This window comes from Lacrimispora sp. YZC11, assembly GCF_057543815.1.
Map to the genome: position 1 here is coordinate 122,627 of NZ_BAAJYQ010000003.1, position 15,541 is coordinate 138,167.

A 15,541-nucleotide genomic window follows, 5' to 3' on the forward strand; every position below is an offset into this window, starting at 1 on the left:
ATAGGTACACCCGCCTAACCCGTAGGATGTCTTTAAATTACTTCCTTATTAAGACTCATATTTTTCCACCAAAGGAACCCTCTGCTTTGTCTTTACATCAAACAGGCCCATGTCGCTTATCTTTAATTCCGGTGAAACCAGAAGCGTCAGGGTAGAAATGGACATGATGACATTGCTGTTCACATACCCCATGGCTTCAATTTCCCCCCTCACCTCAGCCAGTTCCTCCGAAAGCTTTAAAAGGCTTCCGTCGGAGAGGATTCCTCCTACGGGAAGGGCTGCAGAAGCTGTGATTTTGCCTCCCCGGGCCGTTACATAACCGCCCTGCATATGAACCACCCGGTTCTGGGCAAGTACCATATCCTCCACCGAATTTCCAAGCACCAGCAGATTATGGCTGTCATGACTCCAGGTGGTTGCAACCGCACCGGGAGACGTTAAGGCATGTTCCACAAGCCCATAGGAAACATCTCCTGTCTTTCCGTAGCGTTCAAATACCATTGCCAGACAAAGTCCTGCCTCTTGCCAGCATATGCAGCGGTTCCTGACGGGAATTTCCCTTTTCACATGCCTGACCCTTGTTCCAAAGTCCTGAATCTCCATGACATTTACGGTTGCTGTTCCCTCCCGTATCTCGCACCGGTTCAGTTTAAAATCGGAAGCCAGAGCCAGGCGGCATTTTACAGACTGGTAAAAATGGTCCGGGAAAACTGCTTTTGGAGCATCCGGGCTTTTTATATGCTGATTTCCATTTTTGTATACCGCAGAAGGGCAAAAGCTTACCAGATCATCAAGTACAACGAAATCCGCCAGCTTTCCAGGCGCAATCATCCCCCTGTCATCGAGGCCCATTCTCCGCGCAGGAGTAAGGGTCGCACAGTAAATAGCCTTCTCTGCCGGCATTCCCTGCTCCACAGCCAATTTAAGGATCTGGTTTAAATGGCCCTTTGCCAGATGATCCGGCATGGTATCATCTGTTACAAGAGCCACATTTTCATAAAGACCATGGGATACCACCGTTTCTACCACATCAAATGTCAGGGATTTTGCCTGAAGTTCCAGAAACATGCCCATGTCCGTCTTTTCCAGAACCGATTCTGGTGTCTGCTGGGTATGGTCCGCATCCACGCCGCCCCGGATAAAGCCTGCAAGCTCTGCTCCTGACAGGGCAGGGCAATGCCCCTCGATCTTAAGCCTGCGCTCCCCGTTTTGACACAGCCTGATGATGCGTTTAATCAGGGTATCTTCCCCGGAGACTAAGTCTGAATCATTCATCACCTCTCCAAGGCAGATGACTTTATCCTCTTTTAAAAGCTCCCGGACCTCCTCTTCCCTGATTTGTCCGCCTGAGGTTTCTAAGCTGCTTCCGGTGGAAGGAACACTTGATGGAATTCCGTAGTATATATCCAGCTCCGTTTCCTGTTCCATAAAGCTTTTTATTCCTTCTAACCCGAATACATTGGCGATCTCATGAGGGTCAGCCACCACGCAGGTGACCCCCCAGGGCAGGGCCGCCCTGGAAAACTCTCCCGGATATGTCATGGAGCTTTCGATATGCATGTGAATATCGATCAGTCCCGGTATAAAATATTTTCCTGTACCATCCACCACACATTCAGCCTCATAAGGAACACTCTTTTTGTTCCCATAATAGGAAGAAGGGGAAATGTCATAAAACCTTTCCCCTACAACCGCAATGTCCATTTTTTCAAAGCATTGCCTGTATGTCCGGTAGACCCATCCATTTTGAACAAGTAAGTCAACCTTCATTTTCCCTCTGTCCTTAATTATTGATTGTCCGGTTCCACTGATCAATCCAATCGCTTAAGACCGGATTGACAAAAGAATAATCTAACACCTTTGCACTCTCTGCCGCAGGGCCATAAGTCATATTTTCCGACTCTTCCTTGGAAACCTCCACCTGGCTGTTGGTAGGTGCTTCGTTTAAAGCCTTGGTGGTTTTGTCCTGAAGCTCTTTGCTTAATCGGTAATTGATGTATGCGTAAGCCAGTTCCTTGTCCTTGCAGTTCTTGGTAATGCTGATGGTATTGAAATTTGCATAGGTCACGTCAGGAGTCACATACACCAGACCCGGGTTTGCTTCACTAATGGTTGGTACACCGAAGTCGCCTACAATAGCGGCCTTGATTTCTCCGGAAGTAAACATATTGATTAAGTCAGAAGACTTTGCATAGGTCTTTACAAGGTTTGGCTTTAATTCCTCCAATGCCTCAAAAGCGGCCGCTCCTTTGTCACTGGTCACATCAACGCCCTTGTAATCGCTTGCCATATAAACCATGGCAGGACCAAAGGTAGTCGTGATATCCGGAATGGCAACGCTTCCTTCCAGCTCCGCTTTCCATAAATCATCAAAGCTCTTAATCTCAAAACCCACCGCTTCCGGATCATACATAATGCCGATGCTGTTGATGGTATAGGCAATTCCCTGTCCGGCGTCCGCCATGGTCTTTGCCGCTTTGATCAAATATTGGCTGTTCTCGATCTTACTTAAATCCAGAGGCTCAAATAAGCCCTCTTCGATTCCCTTTGCCGTCATGGCCTGGGACAGTTCTATTACGTCAATGGTAGTTTGCGAGTCAGCAGAAAGCTTTGTGTAACGCTCATTGGTGCTTCCTGTCTCTGTAACGATCTTGCAGTTGTACTGGTCCTCAAAGGGCTTGTACACCTCTTCCTCAGAAATATCTTCACTTAAGCCGTAAGTGGATAAAACCAGTTTCTTCTCTTCTGTGCCGCTCTTTTTCTCTCCTGCTGTTCCCGTAGTTCCGGTACCGCCGCAGCCCGTCAGTACAATGGCTGCACACAGGGATAATGCCAATACTTTCTTCATAATCATGATCCTCTCTTTTTTATAATTGACCGGCTGTATCAGCCGTAGTTACCTTATTACTGCCCATGTCCTTTGGGCAGATGCCCCTTTAATGCACAAGAACCAACTTTGACTCCGGCAGATAAAGGCGGATCCGGCTGCCCTCTTCATAAGCTTCTTCTGCCGGCCTGTTTACCAGGAACTTTCCTGCCGCTGTAAGGACCTCATACTGATAGCCCTTTCCAAGAAATGTCCGGACGCCTACTGTACCTTCCAGGATATTGTTGTCCTGCCCTTCCTCTGCCACCCGGATATCCTCCGGGCGGATGGTGCCGGTACAGGTGTCTTCCCTGTGTGCGCTTTCTACGTTAAATACTGCGCCGGTCTCCGTTTTATATACATCTCCCTGCCTCTTTAAAGGAAGAAAATTCTCAAAACCAATAAATCTTGCAACAAATTCCGTATTTGGCTTTTGATAAATATTTTCCGGCGTGTCAAACTGTTCGATCACTCCCTGATTCATAACCGCCACCTTATCCGAGATGGAAAAACACTCCTCCTGGTCATGGGTGACAAACAGGGTGGTAATGCCAAGCTTTTTCTGGATCCTCTTAATCTCCATGCGCATATTGATGCGGAGCTTTGCATCTAAGTTGCTTAATGGCTCATCAAGGAGAAGAAGCTTTGGCTCAATTACCAGCGCTCTTGCAAGGGCCACTCTCTGCCTCTGCCCGCCGGACATCTGCTGGGGAAACCGCCCGCGAAATTCCGTAAGACCGCAGACCTCTAAAATCTGATCCACCTTTTTATCAATTTCCGCCTTATCAAGCTTTCTCATCTTAAGCCCAAATGCCACATTGTCATATACACTTAAATGAGGAAACAGGGCATAGCTTTGAAATACGATTCCAAAATTCCTCTTGTGGACCGGAACCTTGGTAAGGTCTGCGCCATCCAGAGCGAAAACTCCATTCTGTGGCTCAATAAACCCAGCTACCACCCGAAGGGTCGTAGTCTTTCCGCAGCCGCTTGGCCCCAAAAGGGAAACCAGCTCCCCTTCCTGCACTTCTAAATTCAATCCCTTTAAAATCTGTTTCTTCTTATCATAACAGACATCAATATCCTGCAACGTCATATACGCCATGGTTTCTCCTCCTATTTTGCCAAAGCTGCAATTCCCAGTGTCTTATCAACAATTACCATAATAAGGACCGTTACGGCCATTAAAAGTACGGAAACCGCCGATACGGTAGGATCATAATTATATTCGATGTAACCCATGAGAGTCGCCGGGAAGGTAGACACACCGGGACCGGAGAGAAACATGGAAACCGGAATGTTATTAAAGGAGTTAATAAAAGCCAGCATAAAGGCAGCGGAGATTCCCGATGTGATATTAGGCAGTACCACACGGAAAAATGCCCCTGACTTTGTGCACCCTAAACTCCAGGCCGCCTCTTCCACCGAAAAATCGAACTGTTCCAGACTGGAGCCGACTACCCGGATCACATAGGGCAGAGTTACCATAAAATGCCCGGCCAAAAGTCCGGCAAACACTGGAACTCTTAAAGTCAAAACCAAAAACTGATAGAGTACAAAGCCGATTACGATTCCAGGCACAATGGTCGGAGAAAGGAACACGGATTTTAAAATCCCCTTTCCCTTCATGCCGGACCTTGCCAGAGCATAGGCAGCCGGAATCCCTGCAATCAGGGCGGCTACGGTCGCTAGCAGCGCGATTTCCAGACTGGTCAGAAAGGAAACCCGGAAGGACTTTAATGCAAATACATTGACAAACCATCGAAAAGAGAAGGAGTCGATGGGAAAGGTGATGGCACTGCCCTCCCCAAAGGCAGTCACTGTAATGATGACAAGCGGCAGAACCAAAAACAGAAACACCATCACAGCAAAAGCAGTCAGTATTTTATTCTTACGCATGATTTCCTCCTCTTCTGTCCAGTCTGGCTGACAGGGCATTTAAACCTTTGATCACAGCCAGGGTCGTAGCGATCATGATCAGGGAGATGACTGCGGCCCCATTCCAGTCTCCCACACTCATGGCCCTCTGGTAGATGAAAGTGGCAAGGACCATATGTTTATTGCCCCCCAGAAGCTGAGGCGTTGTATAGGCCGTCAAGGTTCCGGTAAACACCAGAATGCCTCCAACGATGATTCCAGGAAGACTTATGGGGAAAATCACCTTCATAAAGGCCTTGAACCTGTCCGCCCCCAGGCTGAGAGCCGCCTCCATCATGTCATCCTCAATATTTTCCATTATGCCGGCCACTGTAACGATCATCAGTGGAAGAAATAAGTAAACGGAACCAATGATAATGGCGAAATCCGTGTACAACAGCTTCGCAGGCTTTTCCACAAAGCCGGCCGCCAAAAGGAACCGGTTAATGATACCGTTGCTCCCTAAAATATTGATCCAGGCAAAGCTTCTGATTACAGAATTGGTCATCAGAGGAAAAATGGAAACAGACAGCAGAATCCCTCTCCACTTCTTCTGGCACCGGCTGATAAAATATGCGGTCGGAACTCCTGCTGCCATACAGACAACCGTAGTCAGGAATGCAACCTTTACCGTCCTCATAAAAATCTTAAGATAATACTCATCCTGGAAAAATTCTACGTAAGCGCTGAACGGATAGTCTCCGGTTCGAAAAGACGGGATCAGTACCCTTAAAAGCGGTAAAAACAGACACACTGCCAATATTACAAGCCCTGGCACCACCATGATAAATGCACTACTTTTCTTCATTTAGACCTCCCCATACTTTTTATACGTCAATCATTATGAACTTATTATTACTTATAAGTTCTGTTAATTTATGTCTATACTTTTATTATAAATTATGATATACTGTACGTCAAATACATATAATCTATATTTTCTATGCAGTAAAGTTATAAAGGTACACGATCACCTGCACAAAGAGGGAATATTTATGGAACTGAAGGAAGCAAGATACATTCTGGCCATCGCCAGACAAAAAAACATCAGCAAAGCTGCAGAAACTCTTTTCATCTCCCAGCCATCTTTAAGCAAATATTTAAAAAACTTGGAGCATCAGCTTGGGGCCCGTCTTTTTGACCGTGTTGGAAGCTGCTATTCTCCAACCTATATCGGAGAACGTTACATCCACTATGCCGAAAAAATCGTAGAATCCGGAATAGAATGGGACATGGAATTTGATGACATTATGCACCAAAACCACGGGCGGTTAAATATCGCCATTCCCATCATGCTTGGAAACAGCCTGATCGGTCCCACCCTTTCAAATTTCCACAAGCTATATCCCCATGTCACGGTCAACATGATGGAGGAAGTCAACTTTGTAGCAGAACATACCCTGACCGACTACACCGTAGACGTGACCATCTACAACATCCATGAATTTCCCACCGGCCTGGATTATCAGGTAATCGGAAAGGAAGAAATGGTTCTCGTTCTATCAGGATCAAATCCACTGGTAAAAATGGCAGAAAAAAAAGATGGCTTTCAATATCCCTGGATCGATCTGGGCCTTCTTTCAAACGAACCCTTTATTCTTCTCTATCCTGACCAGAATACAGGCGGCCTCGCTTTAAAGCTTTTTAAGGATTACGGGCTGGAACCAAATATTCTGCTTCATACCAGAAACAGCGAAATGTCTATTCGCCTTGCCATGGAAGGCTTAGGAGCCGCCTTTGCCCCTGAAAGCTACTATCATTATCTCAAAGACAGGGAATCAAAATCCTCTGTCTGCCTTTCCATTGGCAAAGAAAAGATTGAAAACACCCTCATAGCCGCCTATCAGAAAAACCGCTACCTGCCTAAGTACGCAAAGGATTATCTTGATATCCTGGCAGAATATTACCAGACAAAACAAACATAATTACCGATCCCCTCCCTTTTCTTTGCTTTTTTAGGAACTTGTGGTAATATAGATTAAAAAAAGAGGTTTCCTATGATTAAAAAAATACAGAGAATCTATATCCTTTTAATCCTTCTTATATTATCCCTTACCGCATGCCAGAGCCAGAAAAAGGAGGCAGAGGACCTTACCGGCATTCCTATTGACACAGAAAAAACCGAATCCGTTTCCATTTACTATGGTTCCATCTGTTATTCATTCTTTGACGAGAGCAAGGAAACCATAGCCAAGGTCGCAGATCTCTTTCACGGCTTCTCTTTAGAAGAAGTTCCTGACGGAGCTCTTGACAGCGCCACCACCTACCAGATTTATTTTTCTAACACCGACGGCCAGACTGCGGCAATTAATGTGGACGAAAACGGCATGTTCTATCTGGCGGATTCGAAAAAATTCTATGAAATATCTAAAGGGGTTTTTCATCTGGAAGAATTGGAAAAAATATATGAGGACAGCATGAATGCGGGAGGCATTGATAAAAACCAATGCCTCATTCCGTAGACAAACCTTAGTTGAAAGGAGATTTTATGAGCGATCATTCTAAAACAACTGCAATTGTAGGGCTGGGCGCTTTGGGAATGCTTTACGCCAGCCAGATTTCCGCTTCCCTTGGCCCGGATAACATATTCTTCCTTGGGGACCGCGAAAGAATAGAGCGTTACCAGCAAATGCCCTTCACCATAAACGGCAAGCCCTTTTCCTTTCGGATAGAGGACTGCACAAACGCCCGGCCGGTGGATTTTATTATTGTGGCAGTCAAATACGGCGCCCTCTCTTCTGCCCTGGATACCATGGAGGCTAGCGTTGGTCCTGATACCACGATCCTATCGGTTATGAATGGAATCGACAGCGAGGAGATCATCGCGGAACGGTTCGGCAGGGAAAAAGTACTTTATTGCATTGCACAGGGAATGGATGCCATGAGATTTGGTTCCAGTCTTACATACACCCGTCCGGGCACGCTCTTACTTGGAACCAGGACCGAAGGACAGGAATCCAGACTAAATGACTTAACCCGTTACTTTGACATGGCCAGCGTATCCTATACGGTTGAAGCCGATATTGTAAAACGTCTTTGGGGAAAATTCATGCTGAATGTGGGAATCAACCAGACCTGCATGGCCTTTGAAACCAATTATGGCGGAGTGCTTGCTCCTGGGGAGGCTTATGATGCCCTGATCGGGGCCATGAAGGAAGTGATCGGTCTTTCCAAAAAAGAAGGAGTTGGCTTATCGGAAGAAGATATGGATTTCTACATTAATCTGATCAAAACCCTTTCTCCGGAAAGCGTTCCCTCTATGCGTCAGGATGGAATAGCCCGCCGGTATTCCGAAGTGGAAATGTTTTCTGGAGCTGTACGCCGTCTGGCTGCAAAACACGGATTAATGGTTCCGGTCAATGATATGCTTTATGAGAAGATCAAAGAAATAGAAGCTGCTTATTAATGAAAAACCGTCAAAGATCTTTAACCATTAACTTTCTTCATTTCCTTCATTGCCTCATTCTTTATAATAATCATAATTGGAATCTCTTTGCATAAATATGTATGGCACCAGAATACAAAGAGGGGGCTTGATTTTGGAAAGAATTCTTGACAATAATTATTACGATCTGTTCGTAAATAACGCTCTCATTCCGCTACATCATAATGACAATGAGATTACCTACCTCAATGAAAGGCTTTCTTTGGAACATGTCCCGGCAGAATCTATGAACGCCTGTAACCTAGGGCTGTATTCTTACAACAGTTTTTCGTCAATTTACACACTAAATTCAATAGTAAGTTTAGACAAATCCGGTATTACAGCGGTTCAGAGTGATCCTGATTTAAACCTGTTTGGAAAAGACGTACTCATAGGAATTATAGATACCGGTATTGACTACCGGCATCAGGCTTTTAAAAACAGTGACGGAACCACCCGCATTCAGTCAATATGGGATCAGACCGATCAAAACGGAGAACGCCCGGAGAGCTTTACGTTTGGTTCCGAATACGGCAGAGATTTAATAAACAAAGCTTTACAGTCGGATGATCCTTTATCTATCGTTCCTTCGGTTGATACCAATGGTCATGGCACGGCAATTTCCAGCATTGCGGCCGGTACCCAAACCAATGACCAAAGGTTCCGCGGAGTTGTCCCGGAATCTGATCTGGTAGTTGTAAAATTGAAAAATGCAAAAAAAAATTTAAAAGATATTTTTTTAATACCGGATGAACTTCTGTGTTTTCAGGAATCTGATATTATGCTTGCCGCACGTTACCTGGCTGCTGTCTCCCAAAAATTGAATAAGCCAATGGTTATCTGTATTGCCCTTGGAACAAGTCAGGGAGGACATGACGGAAACGGCCCTTTAAGCAGCTATTTAGATTACTTAGCACAGCTTCCCGGAATTGGAGTTGCAGTCTCAGCCGGAAATGAAGGAAACAAAAATAGACATTATTTTAATGCTACTTTACCCGAAGTCTTTTATAGTGACTTTGGGTTAAATGCAGGAAATGCTGACAGCACGTTCTTTATGGAAATTTGGGCCTCTTCCCCGGCTCAGCTGTCTATCAGCATAACCTCTCCCACCCGGGAGAATACAAGATTAATTCCTCCTTCAATTAATAGCTGCATAAATTATAATTTCAATTTAAGCCAGACAAACGTCTTTATAAATAATATTATTTATGAGCAAAATACCGGAGACCAGCTTATCCTGCTGCGTTTCGAAAACACCTTTCCGGGAACCTGGAATTTTCATTTGGAAAATTATAATCATGAATCATTCTCCTTTCATGCATGGCTCCCAGCAGGAAACTTGATAACAGACGAAACATACTTTATAAACCCGGATCCAAACGTTACTATCACTTCTCCGGGTAACGCATTAAGCGTGTTGACCGTTACCGCCTATAATCAGTTCAATAACTACATTCTGGAAGAATCAGGCAGAGGCTACACAAGACTAGGTGCGATTAAGCCTGATATTGCAGCTCCGGGCTATCATATCCCGTGTGCGGTTCCGGGAAATAAATACGGTACTGCCACAGGAACAGGAGCCGCAGCGGCCCACGCGGCAGGCGTCATGGCGATGGTTTTTGAATGGGGGATTGTCAAAGAGAATTATATCCAGATGACCGGCAGTCTTGTTAACCGACAGCTGATTTGGTATGCAATGCGTGACAAGGCCATTACTTATCCGAATAACATATGGGGTTATGGCCAGGTGGAAATTAATAACCTTTTTGAAGTAGTTTATGGTGATTAAACTTGATAAGAAGTTTTGTTATATGGAAAAAGTGCGTTTCCCGGCTGGAAGCGCACTTTTTTCGTTTAGTTAAATGGCACTAACGTAATGGCAGAATGAATCACTGCAATATGCCCAATTTAAGCTTCCAGACCAGTATCCTGATTACGGAAGCATCAATCTGTTCTTCTTTCAGATTCCCGCTATTTAAGGCATCTAAGACGGCCGGAATCTGTACGTCAAAGTCAGTTGCAACCAGTAAGTCATTCCCGGCGGCAATGGCCTGCACAGCCGCATCCGATGTACTTTCCTTAATGGCATCCATACTGAGGTCATCCGTCATAATCACTCCCTTAAAGTTTAAGGATTCCCTTAGTTTATCATGAACAGCACGGGAAAGGGAGGCAGGATGTTTCTCATCCATTGAAGTTACGATATTATGGGAAACCAGAACACTGTCGGCTCCGGCTTCAATCCCTGCCTCAAATGGAAGGAAGTCACTCTGGACAAATTGTTTATAATCTCTGGTATCTACCGCGGATCCCGTATGGGTATCCGCATTGCTGCCATAGCCGGGAAAATGTTTCAGCGTGCTTCCGATCCGCGCTTTTTCCATTTCCTGAACAACTGTCCTGACATAATCAGCCGTCTCCCGTGCCTCACGGCCAAAAGAACGGCGGTAGATAAAATCATCCGGATTTATAGAGACATCACAGACAGGAGCCAGATTAACATTGATCCCAAGTTCAAGCAGAAAGGCCGCCTTTTCCCTGGTATCCGCCTGAATAGCTTCAAAGCCGCCCTGTTTATACAAATCCTGAGGAGACTTAAACGGTTCGGATCGGAAAGCCCCGTATTTACTGACACGGCACACGGTCCCGCCTTCCTCATCCACTCCGATGAACAACGGGATGGGAGAGGCATTCTGGCAGCCTTTAATGAAATCCTGGATACCGGTTTGCGTCTCATCCTTAAAATCGTCTCCGAAAAGGATATAACCGCCCAAATGATATTTCTCAATATCCTGAGCGGCACTGGCTTTGCGCAGGCGTACAAAAAACACCTGCCCTACCTTTTCCTCAAGGGACATGCCGGAGAGCAGTTCCCCGGCTCTTGCCTCATAGGGATCACTGCCGGAGGAGGAATCCGTCTGCCCGGCCGTATCTTCCATAGCCGAAGGCTCTGTGGTGGATATTTGGATTGAGGTTTCCGTAGAACCGGCAGTGTGTGCATCTGTCCCGTTTGCAGCCGTTTTTGAATCCTCCGTGCTCAGGCCGCCGGATTGACTGCTATAATCCGGGTACCGCCTCCCGCAGCCTGCCAAAAAAAGCGGAAGGAGTAAGAGCACAAAGAAAAACATATATTTATTCGGTTTCATCAAAGTCCTTTCTGACCAGTCGGTAAAATAATTTAATGATAATTATATCGTTCCAGCCAGCAGCGGTCAAGAGTTATTTACTACACCCCCGGCTGCTGTAATTGAAAGGAAAAGCCCGGTTGGATCGGAAAGGCGGGCTATTGATAATAAAAAGATCGGTGCCAGGACTAGACTCCCGGCACCGATTTATCTGCATTTTGAATTCTCTGCGCTAACGTATGGTCGCTGAAGCGACCCCCCTCCGGTGCGAGAGTCTGCTTTGCAGACTCTTTCTTACACCCTGCTGGTATTTTCGATATAGTGAAATTGCTGCTCTAGGTGACTGACAAATAACAGCAGCCTTTCATACAGTGGCTCCACCTTGTCACCATACGTATCTTCAAGGCTTTTACCTATTTCCCCAACGGTCTTACTGCCGTCAATTTGAAGAAAGACGCAGCTTCCATACTCATCCATTGTAATTCTTTTATATTCCGGAATTTTGAAACCAAGTTTTCTAAAAACCCGCTGGATCTTGTGATCCTGTTTTTCAAGCATGGTCACAATGCCGTTTTTGTCAACCTCAAATTCCAGTTCATCGGAAATCTTAAATATTATATTTAAAACCTCATCATTATTATTTAACATTCTTCACTTCACTCTTAAAAATCGGTATTGCGGTCGCTACTACAAGAATGATCAGTAAGAGAAATGCCATTCCATTTGAGTTCGCAAATCCGCTTGGGCCGGTGCCCTTGATAATTCCCGTCACCTGCAAAACGATTCCGATCAGTCCGATGATTGATCCGCCGGCAACAAGCCCTGACGACAGGCTTACACCGTTAGAAACTTTCACTTCCTTTTCTTTCTCATTTTTGGAATACATCTCAGCAAAGTAACGAACCAGGGCTCCTATCAAAATAATAGAAGTTGTGGATATGGGCAAATAAAACCCGATTGCCACTGTCATTACAGGGAGTCCCAGCAAAAACAAAACGATTCCCATCACAATGCCGCAGATGATCATAACCCAGGGTAATTGACCCGACATGATTCCTGCTGTCAATGTTGCCATTAAATTCGCCTGAGGCAATGCAAACGCAACATTGTCACCAGTCATTGAGAGCTGATCTGAAAGCAATAATATGACACAGGTAACTACCACAACACCTACCACAGAAGCAATGGCAAAATATTTCTGCATCTCATTCTTGCTTCCGCCAATGATAAAAGAAACTTTTTGTGATTGGCAGTAACCGCCCGCTGCAGCGATTGCAGTGACAATAAAGGAACCGAATAACAGCAGAGCCTTGTTATCATCCACACTCTTCCATCCCAATCCTACAAACAGTAATGTGACGATTACAATGGAAGCAATTGTCATACCGGATACGGGAAGGTTTGATGTTCCGATGGTGCCGGTTAAACGGCCGGAAACGATAACAAACATCAAGGACAGCACCATAGATAAAACAGCACCAAGCAATGCCATGGCAATGTTGCCCCCTGACACAAGGAAACCGCCGATGAAGCCTACGATAATACCTGACAGTAATATAACAGTTTCAACAGAAGATCCAGCGCCGCCGGAGCCTTTTCCTCTGGCATTCATGGTAACCTTTATAGAAGCGATAACCGTCGGAATCAGTTTTACCGCACCTATCAGGCCGCCGGAAAGCATCATGCCTGCACCGATATATTTTACATAGCTGCCTGCTATATCGCCGACACCCATACCGTTTACGCTGACAGCAGGGTTATTCCATACGGCCGGGCCGCCGCTGCCTAAAGAAGCAAAATAGCCGATGAGAGGCGTAACGGCAAAGTTGGATAATATGGAGCCGGCAAACATGGTCACGGATACCTGCATTCCAACAATGAAGCCTATCCCCAGCAGAAGGGGGTTCACTTCCAGCTGAAATTTCCATTTGTAAAAGGGCTCATTTACAAAGCTTATCACATTGTTGGTGATATTTAAGAATGAGCTGGTCAAAATGGTTATAAAACCGCCTATTCCAAATCCGATTCCCATAAACTTAAGTGAATCTTTCGCACCTTCCGAAGCAACCAAGGTTTCAGAAATAGCCATTGATTCCGGATACATTAATTTTCCATGTTCTTCCACGATCAAATAATTGTAAACAAGAGAAGCTGCTCCTATGCCAAACAATGCACCACCGACACCGATCACAAAGCCTTCCAGAAATGTCACTTTGGAACCAATCAAAAGAATTGCCGGTAATACAAATATCATGCCGCTGGCAATTGATTCACCACCGCTTGCCATCCCCTGCATGAGTGTCTTTCCAAGTATCCCCTTTTCCTTGGCAAAAATAGCAATAAATACAGAACCTAATATGGAGCCCGGTATCCCGGCGGCAACTGTAAGACCTGCTTTCATTCCCGAGTAAGCAGTCGATGCAGCGAACAACGCAGACAGAAGAATACCAATGATTAATACTGTAATATTTCCACCCAATCCTGAGCTTTTGGAAACGTATGGGACGTAGTCTTTTCCGGATACACCGCCATATGCTCCTTTAGATAATTTTTGATTCATACACAGTACTCCCTTTTCTTATATAGTCATTGTTTGATTCAATTATTGCCATAAATTGAAATTTTAAAAAATAGTCACACCCCTGTGCTGCTATTTGAGAGCTTTCAGTGCTTCTGTTAAAAACTTCCATGTCCTCTGAGTAGATGGAATACTTAAATGCTCCTCCGCAGTATGAACTCCAAACATTGTTGGTCCAACGGATATCATATCTAAGTTTCCATCAAACTTTTTATCAAAAATCGCACATTCAAGTCCTGCATGAATTGCACTTATAAGCGGTTTTTCACCAAATAATTTCTCGTATAAATCGATAAAAAGCTGTCTTACTTTTGAATCGGGGTTATATTTCCATTCCGGGTAATCCGATTCAGCAGTCACCTTTCCATTTGTAAGGCTGGCAATGGCGGCTACGGTATTGTAAATATTATCCTTTATACTACCAACAGAGCTTCTTATAGAACTGATGACTTCAACACTATCCTCCTTTGTCTGAACTACCCCCAGATTCAATGAACTCTCTACCAACCCCTCAATATCCATGCTTACGCTTTGTATTCCGTTTGGAATCAGATACATAAAATTAATGATGTTTTCCTTTGTATCTTTTGACATGATTCGTTCCGGCATATTTTCAGCAGGCTTTAGCTCAACTTTTATATCCGGATCTGCTGTTTTAAATTCATCCTTAAATATTTCTTCCAAACCGGAAACTTGCTCTTTCAGTTCTGAGACATTATCTATATTTACACACACGACAGCCTGTGCATCACGGGCAATGGCGTTATGCTTTGAACCTCCGTTGACAGAGCATAAGTTTAATTCCATCTCTGAGCTTACGCTTTTCAGCAGCCGGGCCATCAATTTATTGGCATTTGCTCTGCCCTTATGTATTTCCACTCCTGAGTGACCGCCCTTCAGGCCCGAAATATCAATTGTATAAGCCGCCCGGCCGGGATTCGCACTTTCCCATATTATGGGAATATTAATCTTGGAGGTACAGCCGCCTGCACAGCTTACTGTTAAGATTCCCTCTTCCTCTGAGTCGATATTAATAAGCGTTTTACCCGATACGTTTTTGGGATCCAACACATGGGCGCCATCCATTCCCGTCTCTTCAGAAGTGGTAACCACCAATTCCACCGGCGGGTGTTCCAGCGTGTCCGATGCCAGAACCGCTAACCCCATGGCGACCGCGATACCGTCATCTCCTCCGAGAGTCGTTCCGTTTGCGTAAATCATATCCTCTACGATTTTTAATTGAATGGGGTCTGTCATGAAATCATGAATTACATCAGGCCTTTTCTCGCAAACCATATCCATATGCCCCTGAATCACAACGCCGGGGCTTTCTTCATAGCCCCTGGTACCCGGCTTTTTGATGATTACATTCAGTGCTTTATCCTGTATGACCTCCAGCTTGTGTTCCTCTGCAAAAGAGACTAAATAATCACTGATTCTTCTTTCATTTCCCGAACCTCTCGGAATACTGCTGATTTCCTCAAAATACTGAAACACTTCAACCGGTTCCATGTTTACCAAAGCTTTGCTACCCACGGTATATTTCTCCTTTACTAAAAAATTAGCCCTCCATTTGTTTAAAAAACAGGTTTATGGGCAAAAAACCTAATAACATATTAACACAAATAAAA

The 15,541-nt window shown here is 44.9% G+C and carries 13 protein-coding genes; 4 read left to right on the top strand and 9 right to left on the bottom strand.

Annotated elements, in window-relative coordinates; genetic code table 11:
* Positions 1–48: 48 nt before the first annotated feature.
* The 5 genes from AC27IJ_RS02455 to AC27IJ_RS02475 form a co-directional block, all read right to left on the bottom strand.
* On the bottom strand, positions 49–1,770 hold the full coding sequence (locus AC27IJ_RS02455; protein ID WP_487147329.1) for an adenine deaminase C-terminal domain-containing protein: 1,722 nt from the start codon (positions 1,768–1,770) through the stop codon (positions 49–51).
* 13 nt (positions 1,771–1,783) lie between these two features.
* Positions 1,784–2,848 (bottom strand): ABC transporter substrate-binding protein, encoded by a 1,065-nt coding sequence (locus tag AC27IJ_RS02460; protein ID WP_487147330.1) that lies wholly within the window; start codon positions 2,846–2,848, stop codon positions 1,784–1,786.
* Positions 2,849–2,936: 88 nt separating this feature from the next.
* On the bottom strand, positions 2,937–3,971 hold the full coding sequence (locus tag AC27IJ_RS02465; protein ID WP_312446387.1) for an ABC transporter ATP-binding protein: 1,035 nt from the start codon (positions 3,969–3,971) through the stop codon (positions 2,937–2,939).
* Between the two features lie 11 nt (positions 3,972–3,982).
* On the bottom strand, positions 3,983–4,765 hold the full coding sequence (locus AC27IJ_RS02470; RefSeq protein ID WP_312446384.1) for an ABC transporter permease: 783 nt from the start codon (positions 4,763–4,765) through the stop codon (positions 3,983–3,985).
* Positions 4,758–5,591, bottom strand: coding sequence for an ABC transporter permease (locus tag AC27IJ_RS02475; RefSeq protein WP_312446382.1), 834 nt, complete (start codon positions 5,589–5,591; stop codon positions 4,758–4,760). The genes AC27IJ_RS02470 and AC27IJ_RS02475 overlap by 8 nt, the downstream gene beginning before the upstream one ends.
* A 187-nt stretch (positions 5,592–5,778) precedes the next feature.
* On the opposite strand from AC27IJ_RS02475, the gene AC27IJ_RS02480 reads away from it, so the two are divergent.
* The 4 genes from AC27IJ_RS02480 to AC27IJ_RS02495 all read left to right on the top strand — a co-directional run bounded on the left by AC27IJ_RS02480 (position 5,779) and on the right by AC27IJ_RS02495 (position 9,996).
* On the top strand, positions 5,779–6,708 hold the full coding sequence (locus AC27IJ_RS02480; RefSeq protein ID WP_312446379.1) for a LysR family transcriptional regulator: 930 nt from the start codon (positions 5,779–5,781) through the stop codon (positions 6,706–6,708).
* A gap of 72 nt (positions 6,709–6,780) precedes the next feature.
* Positions 6,781–7,245, top strand: a complete 465-nt coding sequence (locus AC27IJ_RS02485) for a hypothetical protein (RefSeq protein ID WP_312446376.1) — start codon at positions 6,781–6,783, stop codon at positions 7,243–7,245.
* A gap of 26 nt (positions 7,246–7,271) precedes the next feature.
* Complete coding sequence (locus tag AC27IJ_RS02490) at positions 7,272–8,189, top strand: ketopantoate reductase family protein (protein WP_312503218.1); 918 nt, start codon at positions 7,272–7,274, stop codon at positions 8,187–8,189.
* A 133-nt stretch (positions 8,190–8,322) separates the two neighbouring features.
* Positions 8,323–9,996, top strand: coding sequence for a S8 family peptidase (locus AC27IJ_RS02495; RefSeq protein WP_312446373.1), 1,674 nt, complete (start codon positions 8,323–8,325; stop codon positions 9,994–9,996).
* A 100-nt stretch (positions 9,997–10,096) separates the two neighbouring features.
* Here the strand turns inward: AC27IJ_RS02495 and AC27IJ_RS02500 are convergent, their stop codons facing one another.
* From AC27IJ_RS02500 to AC27IJ_RS02515, 4 genes are all read right to left on the bottom strand, one after another.
* Positions 10,097–11,353 carry a glycoside hydrolase family 3 protein gene (locus tag AC27IJ_RS02500; protein ID WP_312446372.1) on the bottom strand — a complete coding sequence of 419 codons (1,257 nt, stop codon included), beginning with the start codon at positions 11,351–11,353 and terminating at the stop codon, positions 10,097–10,099.
* 273 nt (positions 11,354–11,626) lie between these two features.
* Positions 11,627–11,980, bottom strand: coding sequence for a PqqD family protein (locus AC27IJ_RS02505; RefSeq protein ID WP_312446370.1), 354 nt, complete (start codon positions 11,978–11,980; stop codon positions 11,627–11,629).
* Positions 11,970–13,892 (bottom strand): OPT/YSL family transporter, encoded by a 1,923-nt coding sequence (locus AC27IJ_RS02510; RefSeq protein WP_312446368.1) that lies wholly within the window; start codon positions 13,890–13,892, stop codon positions 11,970–11,972. The genes AC27IJ_RS02505 and AC27IJ_RS02510 overlap by 11 nt, the downstream gene beginning before the upstream one ends.
* Positions 13,893–13,982: 90 nt before the next feature.
* Positions 13,983–15,446: an aminoacyl-histidine dipeptidase gene (locus tag AC27IJ_RS02515; protein WP_312503224.1), complete on the bottom strand. Its 1,464-nt coding sequence runs from the start codon at positions 15,444–15,446 to the stop codon at positions 13,983–13,985.
* Positions 15,447–15,541 lie beyond the last annotated feature (95 nt).